Genomic DNA, 21,422 nt, shown 5'->3' with positions numbered 1-21,422 from the left:
TTTCGAATATGCGCAAAACGCCTCGGTTAGAGCCGTTCGATTTCACCCGATGTAACCATCCGACCTGTTCACGCGAACAGCAAGCTACCCACGATGGGTGAAACAAATTTTTCGAGGATTGGATTGATATGACAGCTACCCGTACAACAACATTGGCTGCTCTTGCGGGCGCGATGGCTCTTGTTTCTGCCGCCAGCTTTGCTGCAGAAGCCCCGACCGGCAGCAAGGGCCGCGCTTTGGGTGCGAACGATACCGTTCATTGCTATGGCGTGCATAGCTGCAAGGGCAACTCCGATTGCGCAACTTCTGAAAATGAATGCAAAGGCCAGAATGCCTGCAAAGGTCATGGCTTCAAGGCATTGAAAGTCGGACAGTGCCTGTCAAAGGGCGGCGTGATCGGCGATCTGGGCTGAGCTTTGCAGCCTTGCGATAATCCGGTGCTTATCTGTCCCCCCACATATAAGCACCGGACCCGCATTTTAAAAAATGGCATATCATGAAACCGGAAATCAGCGCCCATGCCGGCTTTGGAATTGGTCTTCGAACCGACCATTATAGCGACTTTATCGAACATGGTGTGCCGGTAGATTTTGTTGAAGTTATTTCAGAGAACTTCATGCTGGAAGGCGGGCGGCCGTTACGCATATTGGAACAGGTCCGCACCAAATATGACGTGATTTTGCACGGCGTGTCGATGTCGGTCGGGTCAGCCTGCGGTCTGGATGAAGCCTATCTTGTCCGTCTGAAAAATCTGGCCGAGCGAATAGAGCCCCTGTGGATTTCCGATCATTTATGCTGGACACGGACCAGCGCCCATAACAGCCATGATTTGCTACCCCTGCCCTTGACCTCTGAAGCGCTGGATATGGTTTGCCGAAATATCGACCACGCCCAGAATATATTGGGTCGCGCGATGCTGTTCGAAAATCCGTCCAGCTATCTCACTTTTCCCGAAGACGAGATGACGGAATGGGAATTTATTACCGCCATGGCGCGACGGACCGGTTGCTTCCTGCTGCTCGACATCAACAATATTTATGTGAGTGCGCATAACCATGGCTTCGCGGCTAAAGAGTATCTTGCCGGAATCCCGCACGAACAAGTGCGCCAGATCCATCTGGCGGGGCATACCCCTGGCCCGATCATTATCGACACGCACGATCGCGCCGTCGCCGACGGTGTGTGGTCATTGTATAAGGAGGCGCTCCATTTCCTGGGACCGGTCGCGACGATGATCGAGCGCGACGGCAATATTCCGCCACTCGCCGAACTTTTGGACGAACTGGATATTGCCCGGTCGCTGGCCGGCTGTGAATCCCTGCAGGCAGTGTCATGACCTCGCTCGCCGAACGGCAGTTTCAATTCATGGCAAGTCTGCTCGCCGAAGACGGCGATCCGCTTGAGGCTTCATCGTCGAAATTCGATGCCGGATTGGGCATTTATCGAAACAACTACCGCACGACATTGATCGAAGCGTTAAGCGATACGTTCAAGCGGACGGCGCGCTGGATCGGTGAAGAGGTTTTTCACCAGGCCGCAGCGCACCATGTAATCATCAATCCACCGTGCGGCTGGACACTTGATGATGTAGGCGCAGGATTTGATCGCACCCTTGCCGAACTCTTTGCAAAAGACCCGGAGGTAAGCGAGCTGGCATGGATAGAATGGTCCATGCATCGTGCCTTTGGCGCGGCCAATGCCGAACCATATACGACGGGTGATTTCGCAGATTCAACGGCCGCATTTAGTGACAAGGACTGGGGCGCCCTCTGCCTGGATTTCATACCCGGTATCAGCACCAGCCTGGTGCACCATGATGTCGCTGCGATCTGGCACGCATGCGATTCAGACGATGTATCCTGTCCGCCCTATTCGCTGAATGAACCCATGGCCTGCCATGTATATCGTGACGGGGAACAGCCGACTTTCATAACGGCACCCGCTTTCGAAAGCCCGGCGCTCAACGCCATGGTAGGCGGTGCGCATTTTGGTGATGTTCTCGACCTGCTTTTCAAACTGCGCCCCCATGAATCGGCCGTCGCAGACGCAGGCGCAATGTTGGGCCGATGGCTGAATAATGGTTTTATTGTCGCCGTGCGTACCCAGGCGCCTTAAAAAAGCAATCAGAACCGCTTGGCGATAAATGCATCGCTCGAAATCCGGCCGGGACCGCGCACAATCAATACCAGAGCAAGTGCAACCCAGATCATATGTACCGACCACCAGGCTTCGGGATAGACGAAAATCTGGATCACCATCGTCATGCCAAGCAAAGCGAGTGCGGACAATCGCGTACACAGACCAATGACCAGCAGGATCGGAAAAAGATGCTCGGCATAGGTCGCCATATAGGTCGCAAAAAGAGGGGGGAGAGGGACGTTGCTATATTCTTCCTGAAACAGGAATTTGGCAGTGTCGCTGATCGAGAGCCAACTGCCCTCTTCAATCTTGGTACGGCCCGATCGCCAAAAAATCCCCGCAAGGGAAACTCGGACAAATAATAATGTAAGTTGCTCGACCCAGCTTTCGGGAAGCCATGAAACCAGGCGGTTATAAAAAGCGGTGATTTTCATTTTCTCTCCGTTTCACGAAAAGGTGCCGGGCGGGGGCAATGATCATGATGGTATTGCGGATGGACCCCGACGCACATGGCGCGACCCGAAGGTGGTTGGGCAAGGTAATGTCCGGTGATTCGCAGGTGGGGGATGATCCGGCCAAGGGAGGAGTGGGTTACCGGAACAGGGATCTGCATTTCATCGGACATTGCGTCCATCCGCAAATTCAGGACAGACCTTATCCTTTGTTGCCGGCTTTCTGCGGAACCGGCTTTGCATTACCGCTATGGGCCGTCAATGTGCCACCCATCTTTATGCACGATCCCTTCGCGACGAGCTTCCAGGCATTTCCCTGATAGTCGACTGTCGAAGTTCCGGCGCAGCTGGTTCCTGGGCCTGCGGCACAGTCATTCTTGCCCTTCAGCGAAACGCCATAGCATTTTTCTTTTCCATCGGCGGCTTGTACGGGTGCAGTGGCCAGGGTGATGGCGGCAGACAATGCGACGGCCGCACCTGCCAGCTTTAGCGAATGATTGCTCATAAACTCTCCAAATTCCAATAGGTCGAATGTCGCAGGATCGCTGATGAAGCGAACCTGTGACCCATTCGCAAATTGGGGCGGGACGGTTACATGAAGCCGAAGTTTTTCAAAAAAGACAGCCGGCTGGATGAAGGCGTAAGATTCCCTCTCCGCTCTCCAGACGAGAGATTTCGGGTTACTTCTTCGTGCCTTAATGCCGTCATACAGGCCTAAATAACTGCAGGGATCAAGGCCCCTGCGCAGGTGGTGCCAATCCGGCCACCCGTTGTGCGGCACGGGCGGTTACGATTCCCAAGTCGACGCTTCCGCTGTCTTTTCCGAGATCCGCAACCGACGGGAGGGCCATTTCCACGCCGACGACATTGGCGGCCAGCGCCGCGACGCGCAGGCTGTAGCGGCCATAAGGGACGAATTCGAACAGGAAGAATCCGTCATATTCGCTGCGCGTTGTTTTGACGACGCGGCCATTCTTGTCGACGAGTTCAATATCCACACCGCTCAGGATCTTACCGCCTTCGCGTTGCAACTGGCCGGAAATTTCACCTGCTGAAACCAGTGGCAGCTCGATAACAACGGGCACGCCGGGACGCGGGGTCACGACGATGCCACTGGTCGCAGGCTGGACAAAGGGATCGGGCAGACTCGATGCATCGATGCCGATCAGGACGGGCTCATAAGGTTGCAAACCGTCGAGGATGGTCCGGCCTTCGGCATCGGTGGGCAAGCCCCGGGCGGACAATCCGGCGGTCAGTTCGACCGACTTTTGCACAGCCTCGCCCGGCTGGCGGATGCCATCGGCATTTTCGTCCTGGAACACGACCGCAAATGCCTGCCCGGTGGAGGCAAGCTTTTCCGATGCGAAGCGCATGCCGCCCTTGTGCGGGTTGGGTCCGATGCTGAAGGCGAGGTTCAGACCGGCGGCGACCGACCCGTCGCTGGCGGCTTCGACCTGGCCGGTCAGCGCAAAATGTTTGAAGCGGCGTGTATGGCCGAGAGCGAGACGACCGCGGGAATCGCCATTCGAATAGCCGGCCTCGACTTTCCAGTCCGACTTTTCACCGGCGCGCCATTCGGCCGTGATCTTGGATTCCCGGAAACCGCTATCGCCGGTCAGGCCAAGAGTCGCCTCGCCGCGCAAACGCAGGCCACCGATGCGGCCCGACAGGCGTAGCGATGCGTCTAGCCGGGCATCCGGGCTTATTCCGAACGGGCTTTGGTCCTTGACCCAATCCAGCTCGGCACTTGCATTTATCTTACTGATATTAAAGGATATTCTCGACTCGACTTCCAGACGGTGGCCACCGTCAATCCGGTCGATATAGCGCATCTCGGCCCGGATCGGGAAATAATGGCGGCCAAAACGGAAGCTGTGGTCGACCGAAAGGCTGTTGAACCGGCGGACATCGCGGTCGTAGCGCTCGCTTTCATAGCCGCCCATCAGCCAGGCGCTTTCCCCGCTGATCAGCGTTTCGCCCACTTGCGCCAGAACCTGTCCGCGCAGGGCATAACCGCCGACCAGATTGGCGGCGCTCGCAATCTCGACCAGAGTGGGGCCGATGGCGCGGCGGACCGATCCTTCGAGATAATAGTTGCGCTGCCCGCGCAAAACAGCGCTGACGAACGAGGCGGCGACTGACGTCTTGGGGTCAAGACCCCTCTCAACCCCGAAACCGCCGCGCCAGCCGAGATAGTCATTGGGATCAACGCCATCCAGATTGATGAGATCGCGGCCTGCATCCTGCACACCCGCCCAATAATAGGTCTCGCGCGGCGGGATGGAGCCGAGGCCGACCGGAATCATCTTCACATCGCGGCGGATCTGGCCCTGCGGTCCGTAAAGCACCACCTCGAACCGGTTCTGCCCATAGAGCAGCGGCACATCGAGAAATTCATAGCGGCCGTCGCCGCGGCTCTGGACATAGCCGATCAACTGTTCGTTGCGGTAGAGTTCCGCGTCCCATCCGTTGGGCAGCTCGCCGCGGAATACGGTGCGGTCGAAACTGTCGGGGCGGTTCAGCGGGCGGTTGGTGACAAATGCGCCGCGGCCGGCGGTGGTCTGGATGCCGAGCGGCGTGACACTGGTCGACACATCGCCCAGCGCCCAGTGCGTCGCTTTCAGCGGACCGAGCAGGCCGCCATCAGGATCGGTACGGTATGCGCGCATGCGCAGATTTTCGGGCACGCCCCTGTCATCGGACGAAAGCCGGGCATCAAAGGACGCGCCTGCGACCTCTCCGCTCGCATAAATTTCGTAGCGCGCGTCGAAACGGCGGCCGCTGCGCTGGTCGCGGGCGGCGATGACTGACGCCACGACGTCGACCGAGGGCGTGCGGAACATTTTATAGGGATCGCGCGCCTGGGGCAGGCTGGCGAGGTCGAACGCCTTGGTCGGCCGCACTTTCCCGGCCCGCGCCTTGCGTTCCTCGGCCAATTCAAAGGGAAGCTTGCGATCGGCGCTGACGATCAGCAGCGCGTTGGACAGATCGGCTTTCACCTCGACATTCAGCCAGCTTGCCAGAACCTTTGTATCCACGCACCAGCCCTCCGGAACATCGCGGACGGCGGTCGCCGGGACGGGCGCGCTTTTGTTCACGATTTGTACCATACTGGATTCGCGATCAAGGGTGAAGGTGCGGCTTTCTTCGAACAACCAGCCAGTTGCGCGGCGCGACTTTTTGTCGAGGCGGACGGGCAGGTCGAAGGCGATGATGACATCGGCGAAATCTACGCAGACGCCGGTGTCGGTCTGATACCCGCGCACCCCGTCACCGACACGCCACTGCCCGACGCGCACATCGAACAGCAGCGCGTCATCCTCATTCGGCTGCCAGGTCGACGCACGCGCCGAAGCGACGGGAATGGTGAGCATCCCCGTCGCCACGGCCAACGCCGTCAGTGCCTGTGCGGCCTTATGAAAATATCTGCGCATGACGTTCAGATAGTGGCGCCTTCAACCCCTCAGGGAAGGACGGTACGCACCTGCGCGATCAATCCGCCGCCGGCTTCCGGGGCTTCATAATAGGAAATAATGATATCGCCCTTCATCTTCGCCGCGACTTCAGTAGTAAGCGGAAGCGACACCGAGCGGCTGGCGACTTCGGGATAGATGGCAATGCCTTTGGCCTCCCACAGCGGTTCGGACTGGCCGGGCTTGGTCACATGGATTTCGCCAAAAATGGACTTGTCGCCCTGCCGTGCCATATCAAATTCAAGCGTCGGGCCTTCATTGTCCCTGCCCATCCGCACATTGGCGAGCGCAGCCGTACCCTGCAGATTGCCCTTGCGGACGATGACGGGAATGCTGATCCCGTAAATGGGAATCAACTGGATACGCAGGCTATTGCCCGAATCGGCAGAACCATCGGCCGCCGGCGTTTTGGGAATAGCGCGAAACAACATGTGGGCCCGATATTCGCCATCGGGCAGCGTATCGATCGCCTGCAGGCCGATGCGGATCGACTGCGGCTGGTTGGGCGGCAATGTCACCCGGCGCGGCGCATAACGGATGATGTCGAGCGCGGATTTTTCTTTGTCATTCGCTCCGGCAACGTCGACATCGTCCAGCCGCCCCTGAACATTCATCCGCCGCAGCTCCAGAGTGATGCGGTAGGTCGCCTCTTCATCGCCGATATTGTTGAGGATCACCTCGGCCCCGCGCCGGCCATCCAGGATGACCCGCGTCGGCGCGATCAAAAGATCCCCCGCGGCATTGGCAGGCGCTGCGATCCCTGTTGGTGCAAGAGCGAGAAATGTACCGCCCAGAACGATTCGGGCGGCAAAATGACGGCATGCCGAAATCAGCCGTGTACGCATAAATATTCCCCATCCACATGTTGTGCGGCGCCCGGCCTGGTCGCCGGTCCGCACGGGTCCATGTACGGGCATGCCAGAATATGGTTACCATCCGGCTAACGAATGGATATCGGGCAAAGAAAACCCCCGGCAGCGCGGGGCCGCCGGGGGTTACTCTCCCTAACCTGCGTCCGGAGACGCGGGGCTATTACTGATAGTCAGCCGATACGTTGTACGTGCCGGTGTAGGTGCCTGCAGCCTGGTTTGCACCAACGGACAGCGTGCCACCAACGTAGAAAACTTCAGCCGCACCGGTCGAGGTGAACGATGTGATCGAAGGGTTCAGCGTCAGCGTCATCGAGTTGGCACCCGAAGACAGCGTGGTCGAAGCAGGAACGGTAACGCCAACAACATAACCCGAGGTCGCGCCCGATACGGTGAAACGGCCGCGCAGGGCGGTGCCGACGCAGGTCACGCCTGCCGAGCAGGTGCGGGTGTTCGAAGTGGTTGGCAGGGTGACGGTGCCAGCGGCAGCGCTCGAAGCAACAACGCCCAGGTCAAGGCCGTCATTCTGTGCAAGCTGCACGGCAGCAAGGATATCAACTTCCGCAGTTGCGGTCTGGGTTGCGGCCTGCGCGCCGGTCGAAACCAAAGCGGCAGCTGCGATTGCGCCAGCAAGGGCGATTTTCGACTTGTTCAACATATACTGGTCCTTTGTGACATAAGCAGATTAGAATGCCCCACTGCATTCGAGGGTCGCTTATGCACATCGAATCATAAGGCTTTGCTGCATGTCATGGTTAATGAAAGCTTACCATTTCAGCGTAGTTTTGGACATGAAAAGTCCCCGAAACCATCAGGAAAGCGCCAGTTTTTGAACCGGCTTGCTCAAGGTCGCCGTTCGGAACGCCGACAGAAAAGATGTAAATTTTGCGAAGATATTACCGACACTGCAAGCAAGCGGCGCTGCAAAATATCAGAATTTTTCGCCGGTTAGCCGCTGGCACAACATATCGAGCTGGTCGAGACTGCCATATTCGAACGTTACCGAGCCTGCTCCGGTGGCATTGCGCTGATTGATCTTGACCTTCAGCCCCAGCAAATCGCCCAGATGTGTTTCGACAGCGTGGATATCGGCATTGTCCGATCCGGAGGAACCGCGGCCCGAACCACCCTGCCCTTGCGGAGCGCGGCCCTTTTTGACCAAAGCCTCTGTAGCACGGACGGAAAGACCCTGTTTGATCACGACCATCGCAAGGCGCACGGCATCGTCGCTGCCGAGCAGCGCCCGGGCATGGCCCATGGACAGTTTTTCCTCGATCACCAGTTCGCGAATGGGCGCCGGCAGATCGAGCAGACGCATCATATTGGCAACATGGCTGCGTGACTTGTGCACCATATCGGCAAGCGCAGCCGCGCTATGCCCGAATACTTCTGTCAGCTTGCGATAGGCTTCCGCTTCTTCGATCGGATTGAGATCCTGCCGCTGGATATTTTCCAGCAGAGCGATTTCCAGCGTCTCGGCATCGTCGAAATTGCGCACAATAGCGGGTACTTCGTGAATCTGTGCACGCTGCGCCGCCCGCCAGCGGCGTTCACCGGCGACAATCTGATACCCGTCATCAAGCGGACGAACGACGATTGGCTGGATAATTCCGTGGCGGCGGATACTGCCCGCCAGTTCTTCCAGCTTTTCATCGGCAAAATGGCGGCGCGGCTGTTCGGGATTTGGCCGGATACTGCCGACCGGGATCATGGCCACACCCTGTGCGCCCGCGCTTTCGGTGACTGGTGCAGGCGTGCTGGACGATTCCCCGCGAATGGCCTCGCCCAAAAGTGCATCCAGGCCGCGGCCCAAACCCATTTTCTTGCGCAGCGGGATTTTTTCGGCCGATTCTTCCGGAGTCATGCGGCCAGTTCCCGTGCAGGCATACGCCCGATCAATTCGCGGGCCAGATTCATATAGGCTTCGGACCCGGAGCAGCGATGGTCATAGACCAGAGCCGGCAGCCCGTGGCTGGGCGCTTCCGAAAGCCGGACATTGCGCGGAATTACCGTGTCGAACACCAATCCACCAAGACAACTGCGGACGTCATCGGCAACCTGGTCGGTCAGCCGGTTGCGGCGGTCAAACATGGTGAGCGCGACGCCGAGGATGGCAAGATCGGGATTAAACCGCTTCTGAATACGCTCAACTGTTTGTAATAATTGACTTAATCCCTCCAGTGCGAAAAATTCGCATTGCAGCGGGACCAGGATCGAATCCACGGCAACCAGCGAATTGATCGTCAGCAAGCCCAGAGAAGGCGGGCAATCGATCAGGCAGATATCCCAATGCGAATCCGACTTGTCGAACGCGGCCTTTAACCGTCCGGTCCGGTCTTCATATTCGACCAGTTCGATTTCAGCGCCGGAAAGATCAACCGTCGCCGGCACAATATCCAGATTCGGGATCATCGTGGAAATGGCCGCATCTTTTAAAGACGCCTCGCCCAACAGCAGATCATAGCTGCTGTGCACACGTTCCGCCTGCTTCAACCCGAGTCCGGTAGATGCGTTCCCCTGAGGATCAAGATCGACCAGCACACAGCGCCATCCACTTGCGGCCAGCGCGGTGGCAAGATTGATTGCGGTCGTCGTCTTTCCGACGCCGCCTTTCTGGTTCGCTATAGCAATTCGAATCATCGTCTCTGATGCCTCTTTGCCGCCGCAGCGGTGTGTTTTTCAGTTTTTCCGGTCAAATGCCCGACCAATATGCCGGCTTCGGCATCGGTCACACTCGACTCGATCCGGAATTCGCCCCTCCAGACCGGTTGAACCCCTTCCCATTCCTTAGCGGCATTCCGACCCTTTGGTAACAGCCATAACGTCTTATTTGTGGAAAATCGTGCGGCAAGGTCGAACAACCGGTCCAACGGGGCAAATGCCCGTGCACTTATGACCGAATATGGGGCAGTTTCGACACGTTCCAGCGGCATCCCGGCAATAGTAACCCGGGATTCCAGATCAAGAAGGGCAACCGCCCGCTGCAGATAGTCGATCCGGCGACCGCGCGATTCCACCAAAGTTACCCGATGCGGCCCCAGCAAGGCCACGACCAGTCCGGGAAAGCCTGCTCCTGATCCCAGATCAATCCAGTTTTGCGGACCTTCCGGACAAAAACGCAGGAGCTGCGCGCTATCGACAATATGGCGGTCCCAAATATGGGCCAGCGTTGATGCGGCGATCAGATTCTGGCTTTCCGCCTCGCGCTTTAGAAAGGCGATGAAGGTTTCCAGCTTCTCCTCTGTTTCACGTGAAACAGTGAAATGATCCTTCAACCACCGGCGGGCTTCTTCTTCGGTCATGCAGCCACATCGCCCGGCTGCTGTGCCCGTTTGGCGTGTACCATGATGGCAACCAACGCCGCAGGTGTTACGCCGCGAACGCGTGCTGCAGCGGCCAGATTTTCCGGACGCGCCGCATCCAGCCGCTCGACCATTTCGTTCGAAAGGCCGGCAATGGAGCGGTAGTCTATCCATGCGGGCAGCACGATTTTTTCATTCGCCGCGATTTCGCGAATTTCATTCTCCTGCCGCTCGATATAGGGGGCATAGCGGCCGTCCTGCTCCAGTTCGTCCAGCAATGCCTCGTCCCCTTCCCAATCTGTTTCACGTGAAACAGTCAGTAGGTCGCGGACAGTAACGGTAGGAAAGCGGAGCCAGTCATAAAGGGGCATGCGCCCGGCGTCCCGCTTCACATCCAATCCCTGCCGCAGCAGCTGGTCTGCGGAGAAGGATTGCGCAAATTCGGCCTCCAGCGCCTGTTTTTCCCATAAGCGCTGGTTAAACCAAAGCGCCCGTTCCTCGCCGACGCATCCCGCCTGAAGGGCAAGGGGGGTCAGGCGTGTCGATGCGTTATCGGCCCGAAGCCGCAGGCGATATTCGGCACGTGCCGTCAACATACGGTAAGGCTCGGTCACGCCCTGCAAAATCAGGTCGTCGACCATTACCGCCAGATAGCTGTTGGAACGGTCAAGCGCCGGCATTTCCCTTTCCAGGATGCGGGATGCGGCGCCCATGCCGGCAATCAACCCTTGCGCGGCGGCCTCTTCATAGCCGGTTGTGCCGTTAATCTGCCCCGCGCAATAAAGGCCTTCATAGCCCCGCACCGCCAGTTGGCTGTCCAGCGCACGCGGATCGATATGGTCATATTCCACGGCATAGCCCGGGACGACAATCTCGCACTGCTCCAGACCGGGCATGGAACGGACCATGGCAATCTGGATATCAGTCGGCAAAGATGTCGAGATACCGTTGGGATAGATCAGGAAACTGTCCAGCCCCTCCGGCTCCAGAAAGACCTGATGTCCGTCCCGGTCGCCAAAGCGGAAAATCTTGTCTTCGATCGAGGGGCAATAGCGCGGCCCCTGCCCTGCAATATCGCCTCCGAACAAGGGCGACCGGTCCAAACCACTGCGGATGATATCATGGGTCTGGCTATTTGTGCGGCTGACGGCGCAGAAAAGCTGCGGAATATGACGGCCCGGGGTAATCGGCGACATGGTCCATGAACCATCATCGGTCGGCTGCACATCCAGCTTTGCCCAGTTGATGGTGCGCCCGTCCAGCCGCGGCGGTGTGCCTGTCTTCAGACGCGCCATCGGCAATCCGGCGCCACGGATCTGGTCCGCCAGCCGAAGCGCCGACGATTCGCCAATCCGGCCCCCTTCCAGACGTTCTTCCCCCCGGAACAATTTTCCACCCAAAAAGGTGCCGGTGGCCAGGATGACGGCGAAACAGCCTATGCTGCTGCCGTCCGCCAGATCGACACCCACAACGCGCCGCGCATTTTCGGGCGCAAAACGCAGGGCCGCGGCCTCGCCTTCGACGATGGTCAGATTGGGCAGCGCCGACAATTGCCGCTGGATTGATGCCTTGAAAAGGGCGCGATCCGCCTGGATACGCGGGCCCTGCACTGCCGCGCCTTTGGAGGCATTGAGCATGCGGTAATGGATTGCCGCATCGTCCGCGGCGCGCGCGATCAGGCCGTCAAAGGCATCGACTTCGCGCACCAGATGCCCCTTGCCCAAGCCGCCAATGGCCGGGTTGCAGGACATGGCACCGATGGTTGCCTTATCGAAACTGACCAACGCGACACGCGCACCCATGCGCGCGGCAACCGCCGCGGCTTCGGTGCCCGCATGGCCTCCGCCAATAACCAAAATGTCCACATCGCTGCGCATGGCGCGCGCATAGCGCAGGCAGGCGGCGGGGTCAAAGTTGTTGGGGGTGTTTCACGTGAAACAGATTATTTTCCGACGCAGAAGCGGCCAAATAATGTGTCGAGCAAGTCCTCTGTATGCGCCCTCCCCGTCAGGGCATCCAGTGCGAGCCGCGCCTGACGGAGATTCTCCGCGGTGATCAGCCAGTCCTGAGTCTCGCCAGCTTGCTGCAAGGCATCGGCACATTGGGCAAGCAGGGTGCGTTGGCGCGCGTTGATGGCGAACTGGTCGGGTGGAGGCAAAAGCCCTTTCGCTTTTTTCGTCAGGGTGGCGACCAGATCCGCCATTCCTTCTTCGGTCTTCGCAGAAACTTTCACCGCCCCTGAACCTTTGCGCAGATGGGCCGGATCATCGGCTTTGGCCTCCACCTCCACCAGGTTCGGATGATCGGGGCCTGCGCCCTCTTCGCCCAGCCACAGCAGGATATCGGCGCTCTCCATCGCGGCATGGGTGCGCTCGATACCGATCGCCTCGATCCGGTCGTCGGTAGTATCGCGCAGACCCGCAGTGTCGAGAAACAGGAAGGCGATGCCGCCGATCGACACCGGTACTTCAATCACATCGCGCGTGGTACCGGCTATATCCGACACGATGGCGGCCTCCCGGGCGACCAGCGCGTTCAGCAGGGTCGACTTACCACTATTAGGGGGGCCGCCGAGCACGACACGCAGGCCGTCGCGCAGTTTTTCGACACCCGGCGCGCGGACCAGGGTGCAAATGGCGTCATGAAGTCTTTTACAACTATCTGTTATTTCAACATTATTCTGTGTTTCGACATCGCCCTCGTCGGAAAAATCCAGTTCCGCCTCGGTCAGCGCCGACAGGGCGAGCACGTCCTGCCGCCATTGTTCGATCCGGCGGGAAAAGGCGCCGCCCATCATCGCGCCTGCCGCCCGGCGTTGCCATTCGGTCTCGGCGGACAGCAGATCCGCCAAGCCTTCGGCCTCGTTCAGGTCCATCCGCCCGTTTAGAAAGGCGCGCCGGGTAAATTCCCCGGGCTCCGCCGCCCGTAACCCCGGCATGGCCGCCAGGGCCGCCGAAACGGCACGCACCACCGCCCGCCCGCCATGGACATGCAACTCGACCAGATCCTCACCCGTCGCGCTATCCGGCCCCGGGAAAACCAACAGCAGGGCCCGATCCAACACCTCCCCCGAAGCATCCCGCAAAGTCCGCAGAGAAGCCCGCCGGGCCTCCGGAACAGACCCCGCCAAAGCTTCAGCCGAGTTAACAGCTCTCGGCCCACTAATCCGCAAAACCGCAATCGCCGCCGGCGGTGCGCCGCTCGACAGCGCAAAAATCGTATCTCCGGCGGGCATTTTCAGTCTATTTCTTATCCTTCGGCGCTACACCGGAAAAAGCCGCCTTGGCCCCTGTTTCTATCAATTGTTGAAACAGCTGAAGTCCCATTTGTCCCATTGGCGCAATCTGTTTGCCCAATTCTTGCAATTGCTCAATCCCGCCCGCACCTTTCATCAACTTGGTGATATTCTGGACATAAGCCTCATTCGCCTCGGTGACATCGGGCAATCCCAAAAGAGCGCGGGCCTCTTCTGGTGAGCAGTCAATTTCTATATTCATTTTCATGGGCTCTTGCCCTCCTTCCTTTTCCCTCGAACACAGGACACTATAGAGCGAAAGCCGAATCAAGCAATTGCACAGCAAGAGGACTGTTTATGGTTAACATGGTGAAGATCAATGCGTTGGACGAAGATGCGCTTTTCAACGCCTATCTGGCAGCACCTTTGGGTGGAGCAAAGGCTGCAATAATCGTCATTCCGGAAATTTTTGGAATCAACCAGGGAATCCGTCAGAAATGCGATAAACTAGCGGCCGACGGTTATGTCGCTATAGCTCCCGACCTCTTTTGGCGCTTTGCTCCAGGCGTAGAACTCAACCCGGATATAGAGACGGAGTTACAGGAAGCATTTGGCTATTTCGGTCAATATGATCCCGATGATGGCGTCAAGGATATCGAAGCTGTTATACATGCTTTACGCGCAGGGATCTCGGGACAATTACCTTTGGAGAAAGTCGGCTGTGTCGGCTACTGCTTGGGAGGACGTCTTGCCTATATGGCAGCCACGCGAACTGATGTTAGTGCATCAGTTGGCTACTACGGTGTCATGATTGATCAGATGCTGAATGAAGCAGATGCGATTGCTAACCCGTTGATGCTCCATATTCCAACTGCGGACCATTTTGTCGGTCCCGAAGCGCAGGCCGCGATTCATGCCCGTCTTGATAATCATCCAAAGGTGATACTACACGACTATGTAGGCCTTGATCACGGGTTTGCCACGGAAATGGGAGACCGTCGTGACGATAAAGGCGCTCAACTTGCGGATTTGCGAACAGCAGAATTTTTTGACCAGCATTTGAGCTAAAAAGAGCCCTTGGTAGGGCTCTTTAATATCACATCCCAGCAATTGCCATTACGTGGGGTTGGACTTCGTGCCAACCTTCCCAGATCATTTTGCCCGCGACGTAAACAATCACTGCAAGACCGACCCAAGCAATCCATCTGTATCGTTCAATATATTGTGCAATAACATTCGCCGCGACACCCATTAACGCGACTGCAAAAATAAGACCGACAATTAGAATACCTGGATGTTCACGTGCTGCTCCAGCAACCGCAAGCACGTTGTCGAGACTCATCGACACGTCGGCAACTGCAACCCCCCATGCAGCTCCAGCGAAAGTTTTAGTAGATTTTATGCCTGAATGTTCATCACCAATTACTTCAGGTGAACCAGCGGATTCCCCTGCGTGGCCGGCAATATCACGGTACATGCGCCAAGCCACCCATAGAAGTAGCAATCCGCCCGCAAGAACCAGTCCCACAATGCCAAGAAGCCAAGTTACCATCAATGCAAAGATGACCCGCAAGATGAGCGCGGCCAAAACACCAATTAAAATGACCTTTTTACGTTGATCTGCTGGCAAACCTGCAGCTAATGCCCCGACCACAATCGCATTGTCGCCTGCAAGAACCAAATCGATGAGAAGAACCTGAACAAAAGCCGCGAAAGCGGCTGGTTCTCCGATGTTTGAGAAATCCTTGACTATAGCCGCCCAAATATCGGCAGGACCACCTAATGAGGTTGCTGCAGCGGCTGAGGCGATCACAAGTTCAAACATCATATCGAGCCTTCTGTATTACTGATTCATAGAATCGAAGAAATCTTCGTTCGTCTTAGAATCTTTCATTTTGTCGAGCAGGAATTCCATTGCATCCACAGTACCCATCTGCATCAGAATGCGGCGCAGCACCCACATTTTCTTTAGTTTACCCTCCTCGACCAGCAACTCTTCTTTACGAGTTCCCGATTTACCAACGTCAAGCGATGGGAAGATGCGCTTATCCGAAACTTTACGATCAAGCACAATTTCAGAGTTTCCTGTACCTTTGAACTCTTCAAAAATAACTTCGTCCATCCGACTACCAGTATCAATCAGCGCAGTAGCGATGATCGACAACGATCCGCCTTCTTCTATGTTCCGCGCAGCACCAAAGAAGCGTTTAGGCCGTTGCAACGCATTGGCATCCACACCGCCAGTCAATACCTTTCCGGAGCTTGGCACCACCGTATTGTAGGCACGGCCCAAACGAGTAATTGAATCCAGTAGGATTACAACATCGTGCTTATGCTCAACCAACCGCTTTGCTTTTTCAATAACCATTTCAGCTACTTGAACGTGACGGGTTGCCGGCTCATCGAAGGTAGACGAAACGACTTCACCCTTGACCGAACGCTGCATGTCGGTGACTTCCTCGGGTCGTTCGTCGATCAGCAACACTATAAGAAATACTTCTGGATGGTTGTCCGTAATTGCACGTGCAATATTCTGCAGCAGTACCGTTTTACCGGTTCTTGGGGGGGCTACAATAAGAGCGCGCTGCCCTTTACCCTGTGGACTAACGATGTCGATAACGCGTGCAGACTTATCCTTGATCGTCGGATCCAATGAATCGAGCGTAAGTTTCTCATCGGGATAAAGAGGTGTCAAATTATCGAAATTGACGCGATGCCGTACAGCATCTGGATCATCGAAGTTAATCTTCATGACTTTAGTTAAAGCAAAATATCGTTCACCATCCTTGGGTGCGCGGATCTCACCTTCAACCGTATCGCCAGTCCGTAAACCGAATTGTCGCACCATGTTAGGAGAAACATAAATATCGTCAGGTCCAGCCAAATAATTGGCTTCCGGAGAACGTAAAAAACCAAAACTATCGGGCAGTACCTCGATAGTTCCCAGTCCCATTATTTGCTCGCCATCTTCTGCAAGCTCTTTCAAGATTGCAAACATAAGATCTTGCTTGCGCAGCGTCGATGCACCCTCGACGCCTAATTCTTCGGCCATCGAAACCAAATCTGCTGGATTTTTGCTTTTCAGCTCTTTCAAATGCATAGATAATTCCGTTGTGGGTTTTGTACCCGATTGACAGAAGGGCTGTTGACCCTGTTGATCAGCCGGCTTCAAAAAGGACAACCGGCAAAAGAGGAAGTTTGTTTGGCGCAGTTGCTTGAATGCTTGCGCTCACGCCCAGGACGGGCTTCAAATGTTCGATAGTGTCCAAAGTAGAAAAGTCAACCAACTTGAGTTGGTCAGCTTCGATCAAAAAATCAAAATGGCTTGGCAACAACCATAATTACTATCGCCGCCGCCGCGATCCCCGGTACTTCATTGAGCAACCGCAATTGCTTACCACTGAGTTTTCGTTCCCCCTTCGCCAACTTCTTGGCATATCCTGCTACCCAACCATGATAAGCTGACAAACATAATGCAAAGAGGAGTTTAACGTGGAACCAACCTGCAGATAACGCATCAATATGCCAAGCTAATAAAAGGCCGACCGCCCAAACTACAATTATTGATGGATTCAGGATGATTTTGATCAACCTGGTTTCACGGCTAACCCATCGAGATTCTTCTTCGGACCCTTCGGGACTCTCTTGATGATAAACAAAGAAACGCGGGATCATGAACAAGCCCGCCATCCAGAAAATTACAAAAATAATATGCGCGGATTTAAGCCACAAATAGAGCATTGATATAACATCCGTCATACAGGCATCTTCCCATGCTTATCCTTTTCGTATTTGAGAAAGCAAATGTTCAACATGCTCAATGGGGGTATCGGGCAATATGCCATGACCTAAGTTGAAAATATGGGGTCGGTTTCTGAAGGCCGAAAGTATATTTTCCACCGCCTTGATCAAATCATTTCCACCAGAAATCAACACGAGTGGATCGAGATTGCCTTGTACTGGCAGCCCATTTGGTAGTTCGCGGTTGGCCCAATGGGGATCAATAGTTTCATCCAGACCAAGCGCATCAACGCCGGTTCCTTCGGCATATGCGGCAAGTTTTCCACCCGCTCCCTTCGGAAATCCGATAATCGGAACGTCTGGGTGAAGGACCTTCAGGCGACGGACTATTTCCGCATTGGGTGCAATAACCCATTTTTCAAATTGAGCGGGCGACAGGGAGCCGGCCCAACTATCGAATAATTGGACTGCATCGACACCTGCGTTAATTTGGCCGGACAAATAGTCGACCGTCGTTGTGATAATCGACTCAATCAGTGCGTGAAAACGATCGGGCTCAGCATATGCCATTCGCCGCGCTTCTGATTGGTCTTTACTACCCTGTCCGTGCACCATGTAGGTGGCGACAGTCCATGGGCTGCCTGCAAACCCAAGAAATGTCGTTTCTTTAGGTAAAGCAGCAGACACTTTCCGCACAGTATCCAAAACTGGAGAAAGGCGCTCTGGGCTGGCTGTCAATCCATTCAACTCCGATTGAGCTAACCTCGGAGCCAGCCGCGGACCTTCCCCAGCCTCAAACCATAACTCCTGCCCCATTGCATGTGGGACGACGAGAATATCAGAAAAAAGGATAGCCGCATCAAAGCCGAAACGGCGGATCGGCTGGATCGTAATTTCGGTTGCAGCATCGCTGTCATAGGCAAGTTCCAGAAAACCACCTTTTTGCGCTCTCAATTCCCTATATTCGGGCAAGTAACGGCCTGCCTGGCGCATGAGCCAAACGGGCGGAACCAATTCTTGGTTGCCCTGTAGGACGCTGAGCAGTTTCTTGTGGGTAGTCGCTGGCATCGGGATAAGGAATCCAATCAAATATCTAATTTATATATGGATGATGAAAGATGATGGGCTGTTGATATGCTCGGTCTTAAAAGCTTTTGCTGATATTGCCAACAGCTTGACTGGAAGCAAGTGAAGGAGGCGCTCGGATTCGCACAAGTCTTCCTTGTTATTAACAGCCTGTGGATAGCGAAATGTCCTTGTGGAAAGGTTGTGCCAGAATCGGGTGCTTAATTTGGAACAGCGGGGAAGTTGTTCGAGCAAAAACTTTGTCCCTTGATTTATCCCCATGCTGCCAACAAGACTGTCCCAATGGACCGATTTCATCTCCACCTATTATCCGACTCCACAGGCGAGACTTTGGAAAATATCGCAAAAGCTGCGTTAGCGCAGTATGACGGGGTCGAAAATGTGGTCAAACATTTCTGGCCGATGGTACGGTCCGAAAGCCATTTAGACCGTATTATGATTGACGTAGCGGCCAACCCAGGATTGGTTCTGTTTACATTGGTAAACAGAGACACACGTCGTAAACTGGAAAACAGGTGTAGAGCTCTAGGTTTGCCGGCAGTCGCCGCTCTTGATGCTGTTAGTGACGCTTTGTCTACAATGCTGGGCCAAGAAGCAAAGGCTCGTCCTGGTCGCCAACATGCAATGGACGCTGCCTATTTTGCTCGTGTTGATGCAATTCAATTCACGATTGCACATGACGACGGCATCAATGCCCAGAATTGGGAAGAGGCCGATATTGTATTGGCTGGTGTCTCCCGGACGTCAAAAACACCGACAAGTATCTATCTAGCAAACAGAGGATACAAGACGGCGAATATTCCAATTGTGCCAGAATCTCCGCCACCGCCTATTCTCTTTACCCTGAAGCATCCGATGGTGATTGGATTGGTTACCAGTGCAGAACGATTGGTACAGGTGCGTCGTAATCGTCTTTTGTCGCTCAACCAGTCACCCGATACAGATTATGTCGATGAAGAAAAAGTGAAGTTAGAGGTTGCGCATGCACGGCGGATGTTTGCAGATAATGGTTGGCCGGTTCTAGATGTAACGCGACGTTCCATCGAAGAAACAGCGGCAGCGATCATTAATCTGTTTAACGAACGTGAACTCCAGCGAGCCGAATCGTCGTGAAGCTGATTTTGGCGTCTCAAAGTGCTGGAAGAGAAGCGATGCTTCGGAAAGCCGGCGTTTCACTTGAAGTGGTGCCTGCATCGGTTGACGAACATAGCATCAAGGACTTGTTGATTGCCAACGATGCTAAGCCTCGTGAGATCGCGGATGCGCTTGCCGAAGCCAAAGCGCTGAAGGTTTCGCGCAAATACCCCGCGGCGTTGGTATTGGGCTGCGATCAGATCGCAGTTACTGCCGACGGGAAAATACTGGATAAACCCGACAATCCTGACGTCGCACGTGCGCATTTGTCACAACTGTCGAATAAGACTCACCGCTTGATTAGCGCGGCAGTCATCTGCGAAGCGGGCCAACCCATTTGGCGCGTTATAGACAGCGCACAAATGACGGTGAGACATTTAAGCCCGACATTTATCGACCACTATGTAGCTAACTACTGGGAAGATATCCGCCATTGTGTTGGCTGTTATCGTATAGAAGCTGAAGGCGCGCAGCTATTCAAAAGCGTAAGCGGCAGTCATTTCACAATCATCGGCTTGCCGCTGTTACCGGTGCTTGACTATCTAAGACTGAGGGGTCTTTTGCCGTCATGACCAATTATGCTGAAGTTATCGGGCATCCCATATCGCATTCCAAATCGCCTTTGATTCATCGATTTTGGTTGAGCCAGCTGGGACTTGTAGGCGACTATCAGGCGCAAGATATAGCGCCAGAGTTTTTGGAGGGCTATTTCCGTGAGCGTGCATCCGATCCGGAATGGCGTGGATGCAACGTGACCATCCCACACAAAATCGCAGCGCTGGATCATGTGATGGATGTTGGCGATATTCGAAGCTCCATTGGCGCGATCAATACTGTTTTTCGAGGCGAGAATGGTCAGTTGATTGGGACGAACACCGATGCAGGCGGTTTTTATGGCCCTATTGCAGACCTTCCACTTGCAGGAGAGACCGCGGTAGTAATCGGCGCTGGCGGTGCATCTCGGGCGGTATTGTTCGCACTGGGGCAGGCAGATATCGGCGAGGTCGTTCTACTCGCACGTAATGGCCTTAAAGCGGCAGGACTACTTTCGCATTTCGGTTTAAAAGGGCGGGTATTGCCAATGAACGCTCGTCTGCCTGAGTCGACATTGTTGGTGAACGCCAGTCCTTTAGGCATGAAAGGGCATGAACCGCTCGAAATCGATCTCAGCCCTTTGCCTGAACATGCGGTAGTGTATGATTTGGTCTACGCTCCTATCGAAACGGCTTTGCTTAAACAGGCCCGGAAACGGGACTTAGAGGTAGTCGACGGACTTGAGATGCTGGTGGGTCAAGCCGCAATTGCATTTGAACTCTTTTTTGGTGTCGCACCCCCCGACGATGTGGAAAATGAACTGCGGGAGTTGCTCCTAAAGTGAAAAGACCTCGCATTATCGGGCTCACTGGGTCAATCGGTATGGGCAAATCGACAGTGGCAGCGATGTTTGCCGATGAAGGCATACCTGTATTTGATGCGGACGCTGTTGTGCACGAATTGCAGAAAGAAGGCGGGGCATTGGTACCCGAAATTGAATCAGCTTTTCCCGGCACAACCGGCGCGCGCGGAGTAGACCGAAAAGCGTTAGGTGCGGCGGTGTTTGGGGATAGGGACAAACTAGCGAGATTGGAATCCATTGTTCATCCTGCGGTAGCAAAGCAGCGCTTAGCATTTTTGAGCGAACATGCTGATGCGGATATGGTGTTATTTGATATACCGCTTTTATTTGAAAAGGGCGGACATAACGGCGTCGACACCATTGTTGTAGTCTCCTCACCTTATAATATTCAGCGGGACAGAGTTCTCGCACGACCCGGCATGACAGCGGAAAAATTCGATCAGATTATCGCATTACAAACTAATGATGCAGACAAGCGTGCACGCGCAGATTTTATAATCGAAACGGGTCAGTCGCTCGATGAAACACGACGCAATGTTCATGAACTTGTCAAAAAGCTGCGAGCGGGTCTTGCATAACCTGTAAAACAGGCTCA

Annotated in this window: 23 protein-coding genes; 8 read left to right on the top strand and 15 right to left on the bottom strand. The window is 55.2% G+C overall.

Annotated features, from left to right (window positions below):
- Positions 1-128: 128 nt before the first annotated feature.
- The 3 genes from bufA2 to FOM92_RS12600 all read left to right on the top strand — a co-directional run bounded on the left by bufA2 (position 129) and on the right by FOM92_RS12600 (position 2,115).
- On the top strand, positions 129-413 hold the full coding sequence (gene bufA2 / locus FOM92_RS12610) for a BufA2 family periplasmic bufferin-type metallophore (protein WP_143777201.1): 285 nt from the start codon (positions 129-131) through the stop codon (positions 411-413).
- Between the two features lie 83 nt (positions 414-496).
- Entirely contained in the window at positions 497-1,336 is an 840-nt protein-coding gene (gene bufB, locus FOM92_RS12605) for an MNIO family bufferin maturase (protein WP_143777200.1), read from the top strand.
- Positions 1,333-2,115: an HvfC/BufC N-terminal domain-containing protein gene (locus FOM92_RS12600; protein WP_143777199.1), complete on the top strand. Its 783-nt coding sequence runs from the start codon at positions 1,333-1,335 to the stop codon at positions 2,113-2,115. The genes bufB and FOM92_RS12600 overlap by 4 nt, the downstream gene beginning before the upstream one ends.
- A gap of 8 nt (positions 2,116-2,123) precedes the next feature.
- Here the strand turns inward: FOM92_RS12600 and FOM92_RS12595 are convergent, their stop codons facing one another.
- The 11 genes from FOM92_RS12595 to FOM92_RS12545 form a co-directional block, all read right to left on the bottom strand.
- Positions 2,124-2,573, bottom strand: a complete 450-nt coding sequence (locus tag FOM92_RS12595; protein ID WP_143777198.1) for a DoxX family protein — start codon at positions 2,571-2,573, stop codon at positions 2,124-2,126.
- 220 nt (positions 2,574-2,793) lie between these two features.
- Positions 2,794-3,096: a BufA1 family periplasmic bufferin-type metallophore gene (locus tag FOM92_RS12590; protein ID WP_143777197.1), complete on the bottom strand. Its 303-nt coding sequence runs from the start codon at positions 3,094-3,096 to the stop codon at positions 2,794-2,796.
- 226 nt (positions 3,097-3,322) lie between these two features.
- Positions 3,323-6,025 carry a carboxypeptidase regulatory-like domain-containing protein gene (locus FOM92_RS12585; RefSeq protein WP_143777196.1) on the bottom strand — a complete coding sequence of 901 codons (2,703 nt, stop codon included), beginning with the start codon at positions 6,023-6,025 and terminating at the stop codon, positions 3,323-3,325.
- A gap of 29 nt (positions 6,026-6,054) precedes the next feature.
- A complete protein-coding gene (locus FOM92_RS12580; protein ID WP_246087286.1) occupies positions 6,055-6,909 on the bottom strand; it encodes a fimbrial biogenesis chaperone in 855 nt (284 codons plus the stop codon).
- A gap of 187 nt (positions 6,910-7,096) precedes the next feature.
- Entirely contained in the window at positions 7,097-7,591 is a 495-nt protein-coding gene (locus tag FOM92_RS12575; RefSeq protein WP_143777195.1) for a DUF4402 domain-containing protein, read from the bottom strand.
- A 273-nt stretch (positions 7,592-7,864) separates the two neighbouring features.
- Positions 7,865-8,797, bottom strand: coding sequence for a ParB/RepB/Spo0J family partition protein (locus tag FOM92_RS12570; RefSeq protein ID WP_143777194.1), 933 nt, complete (start codon positions 8,795-8,797; stop codon positions 7,865-7,867).
- Positions 8,794-9,573 (bottom strand): ParA family protein, encoded by a 780-nt coding sequence (locus FOM92_RS12565; protein ID WP_143777193.1) that lies wholly within the window; start codon positions 9,571-9,573, stop codon positions 8,794-8,796. The genes FOM92_RS12570 and FOM92_RS12565 overlap by 4 nt, the downstream gene beginning before the upstream one ends.
- Entirely contained in the window at positions 9,570-10,235 is a 666-nt protein-coding gene (gene rsmG / locus FOM92_RS12560; protein ID WP_143777192.1) for a 16S rRNA (guanine(527)-N(7))-methyltransferase RsmG, read from the bottom strand. The genes FOM92_RS12565 and rsmG overlap by 4 nt, the downstream gene beginning before the upstream one ends.
- Positions 10,232-12,112 (bottom strand): tRNA uridine-5-carboxymethylaminomethyl(34) synthesis enzyme MnmG, encoded by a 1,881-nt coding sequence (mnmG, locus tag FOM92_RS12555; protein WP_143777191.1) that lies wholly within the window; start codon positions 12,110-12,112, stop codon positions 10,232-10,234. Before mnmG ends, rsmG begins: the two co-directional genes overlap by 4 nt.
- Positions 12,113-12,177: 65 nt before the next feature.
- Complete coding sequence (gene mnmE / locus FOM92_RS12550; RefSeq protein WP_143777190.1) at positions 12,178-13,470, bottom strand: tRNA uridine-5-carboxymethylaminomethyl(34) synthesis GTPase MnmE; 1,293 nt, start codon at positions 13,468-13,470, stop codon at positions 12,178-12,180.
- Positions 13,471-13,477: 7 nt separating this feature from the next.
- Complete coding sequence (locus FOM92_RS12545; RefSeq protein WP_211347401.1) at positions 13,478-13,738, bottom strand: DUF6489 family protein; 261 nt, start codon at positions 13,736-13,738, stop codon at positions 13,478-13,480.
- An 89-nt stretch (positions 13,739-13,827) separates the two neighbouring features.
- On the opposite strand from FOM92_RS12545, the gene FOM92_RS12540 reads away from it, so the two are divergent.
- Positions 13,828-14,538, top strand: coding sequence for a dienelactone hydrolase family protein (locus FOM92_RS12540; RefSeq protein ID WP_143777189.1), 711 nt, complete (start codon positions 13,828-13,830; stop codon positions 14,536-14,538).
- A gap of 28 nt (positions 14,539-14,566) precedes the next feature.
- On the opposite strand, the gene FOM92_RS12535 is transcribed toward FOM92_RS12540, so the two are convergent.
- The 4 genes from FOM92_RS12535 to hemE all read right to left on the bottom strand — a co-directional run bounded on the left by FOM92_RS12535 (position 14,567) and on the right by hemE (position 18,279).
- The gene (locus FOM92_RS12535) at positions 14,567-15,295 is read right to left on the bottom strand and encodes a YjbE family putative metal transport protein (RefSeq protein WP_143777844.1); all 729 of its coding nucleotides are present in this window, start codon (positions 15,293-15,295) and stop codon (positions 14,567-14,569) included.
- 18 nt (positions 15,296-15,313) lie between these two features.
- The gene (gene rho, locus FOM92_RS12530) at positions 15,314-16,570 is read right to left on the bottom strand and encodes a transcription termination factor Rho (protein WP_143777188.1); all 1,257 of its coding nucleotides are present in this window, start codon (positions 16,568-16,570) and stop codon (positions 15,314-15,316) included.
- Positions 16,571-16,785: 215 nt separating this feature from the next.
- Positions 16,786-17,229 carry a CopD family protein gene (locus FOM92_RS12525; RefSeq protein ID WP_246087285.1) on the bottom strand — a complete coding sequence of 148 codons (444 nt, stop codon included), beginning with the start codon at positions 17,227-17,229 and terminating at the stop codon, positions 16,786-16,788.
- An 18-nt stretch (positions 17,230-17,247) separates the two neighbouring features.
- Positions 17,248-18,279, bottom strand: coding sequence for a uroporphyrinogen decarboxylase (gene hemE, locus FOM92_RS12520; RefSeq protein ID WP_143777187.1), 1,032 nt, complete (start codon positions 18,277-18,279; stop codon positions 17,248-17,250).
- 300 nt (positions 18,280-18,579) lie between these two features.
- Between hemE and FOM92_RS12515 the strand changes: the two genes are divergently transcribed.
- The 4 genes from FOM92_RS12515 to coaE are packed head-to-tail and all read left to right on the top strand — an operon-like array spanning position 18,580 to position 21,405.
- Positions 18,580-19,410: a pyruvate, water dikinase regulatory protein gene (locus FOM92_RS12515; RefSeq protein ID WP_143777842.1), complete on the top strand. Its 831-nt coding sequence runs from the start codon at positions 18,580-18,582 to the stop codon at positions 19,408-19,410.
- On the top strand, positions 19,407-20,003 hold the full coding sequence (locus FOM92_RS12510; protein WP_143777186.1) for a Maf family protein: 597 nt from the start codon (positions 19,407-19,409) through the stop codon (positions 20,001-20,003). The genes FOM92_RS12515 and FOM92_RS12510 overlap by 4 nt, the downstream gene beginning before the upstream one ends.
- Positions 20,000-20,809, top strand: a complete 810-nt coding sequence (locus FOM92_RS12505; RefSeq protein WP_143777185.1) for a shikimate dehydrogenase family protein — start codon at positions 20,000-20,002, stop codon at positions 20,807-20,809. The genes FOM92_RS12510 and FOM92_RS12505 overlap by 4 nt, the downstream gene beginning before the upstream one ends.
- Positions 20,806-21,405: a dephospho-CoA kinase gene (gene coaE / locus FOM92_RS12500; protein WP_143777184.1), complete on the top strand. Its 600-nt coding sequence runs from the start codon at positions 20,806-20,808 to the stop codon at positions 21,403-21,405. Before FOM92_RS12505 ends, coaE begins: the two co-directional genes overlap by 4 nt.
- Positions 21,406-21,422 lie beyond the last annotated feature (17 nt).

It is taken from the genome of Sphingorhabdus contaminans, from assembly GCF_007280415.1.
GTDB classification, from domain to species: domain Bacteria; phylum Pseudomonadota; class Alphaproteobacteria; order Sphingomonadales; family Sphingomonadaceae; genus Sphingorhabdus_B; species Sphingorhabdus_B contaminans.
Note: the sequence above shows the minus strand (reverse complement) of the source record. Positions and strands in the feature narration are given on the sequence as shown.

Excerpts from the sequence above, each read along its gene's own strand:
- rsmG (WP_143777192.1), bottom strand. The coding sequence starts at position 10,235 with ATGACCGAAGAAGAAGCCCGCCGGTGGTTGAAGGATCATTTCACTGTT.
- FOM92_RS12590 (WP_143777197.1), bottom strand. The coding sequence starts at position 3,096 with ATGAGCAATCATTCGCTAAAGCTGGCAGGTGCGGCCGTCGCATTGTCT.
- FOM92_RS12585 (WP_143777196.1), bottom strand. The coding sequence starts at position 6,025 with ATGCGCAGATATTTTCATAAGGCCGCACAGGCACTGACGGCGTTGGCC.
- mnmE (WP_143777190.1), bottom strand. The coding sequence starts at position 13,470 with ATGCCCGCCGGAGATACGATTTTTGCGCTGTCGAGCGGCGCACCGCCG.
- FOM92_RS12580 (WP_246087286.1), bottom strand. The coding sequence starts at position 6,909 with ATGCGTACACGGCTGATTTCGGCATGCCGTCATTTTGCCGCCCGAATC.
- FOM92_RS12595 (WP_143777198.1), bottom strand. The coding sequence starts at position 2,573 with ATGAAAATCACCGCTTTTTATAACCGCCTGGTTTCATGGCTTCCCGAA.
- FOM92_RS12565 (WP_143777193.1), bottom strand. The coding sequence starts at position 9,573 with ATGATTCGAATTGCTATAGCGAACCAGAAAGGCGGCGTCGGAAAGACG.
- bufB (WP_143777200.1), top strand. The coding sequence starts at position 497 with ATGAAACCGGAAATCAGCGCCCATGCCGGCTTTGGAATTGGTCTTCGA.
- hemE (WP_143777187.1), bottom strand. The coding sequence starts at position 18,279 with ATGCCAGCGACTACCCACAAGAAACTGCTCAGCGTCCTACAGGGCAAC.
- FOM92_RS12505 (WP_143777185.1), top strand. The coding sequence starts at position 20,000 with ATGACCAATTATGCTGAAGTTATCGGGCATCCCATATCGCATTCCAAA.
- FOM92_RS12545 (WP_211347401.1), bottom strand. The coding sequence starts at position 13,738 with ATGAAAATGAATATAGAAATTGACTGCTCACCAGAAGAGGCCCGCGCT.
- rho (WP_143777188.1), bottom strand. The coding sequence starts at position 16,570 with ATGCATTTGAAAGAGCTGAAAAGCAAAAATCCAGCAGATTTGGTTTCG.
- FOM92_RS12535 (WP_143777844.1), bottom strand. The coding sequence starts at position 15,295 with ATGTTTGAACTTGTGATCGCCTCAGCCGCTGCAGCAACCTCATTAGGT.
- FOM92_RS12570 (WP_143777194.1), bottom strand. The coding sequence starts at position 8,797 with ATGACTCCGGAAGAATCGGCCGAAAAAATCCCGCTGCGCAAGAAAATG.
- FOM92_RS12525 (WP_246087285.1), bottom strand. The coding sequence starts at position 17,229 with ATGACGGATGTTATATCAATGCTCTATTTGTGGCTTAAATCCGCGCAT.
- bufA2 (WP_143777201.1), top strand. The coding sequence starts at position 129 with ATGACAGCTACCCGTACAACAACATTGGCTGCTCTTGCGGGCGCGATG.
- mnmG (WP_143777191.1), bottom strand. The coding sequence starts at position 12,112 with ATGCGCAGCGATGTGGACATTTTGGTTATTGGCGGAGGCCATGCGGGC.
- FOM92_RS12515 (WP_143777842.1), top strand. The coding sequence starts at position 18,580 with ATGGACCGATTTCATCTCCACCTATTATCCGACTCCACAGGCGAGACT.
- FOM92_RS12540 (WP_143777189.1), top strand. The coding sequence starts at position 13,828 with ATGGTTAACATGGTGAAGATCAATGCGTTGGACGAAGATGCGCTTTTC.
- FOM92_RS12575 (WP_143777195.1), bottom strand. The coding sequence starts at position 7,591 with ATGTTGAACAAGTCGAAAATCGCCCTTGCTGGCGCAATCGCAGCTGCC.
- FOM92_RS12600 (WP_143777199.1), top strand. The coding sequence starts at position 1,333 with ATGACCTCGCTCGCCGAACGGCAGTTTCAATTCATGGCAAGTCTGCTC.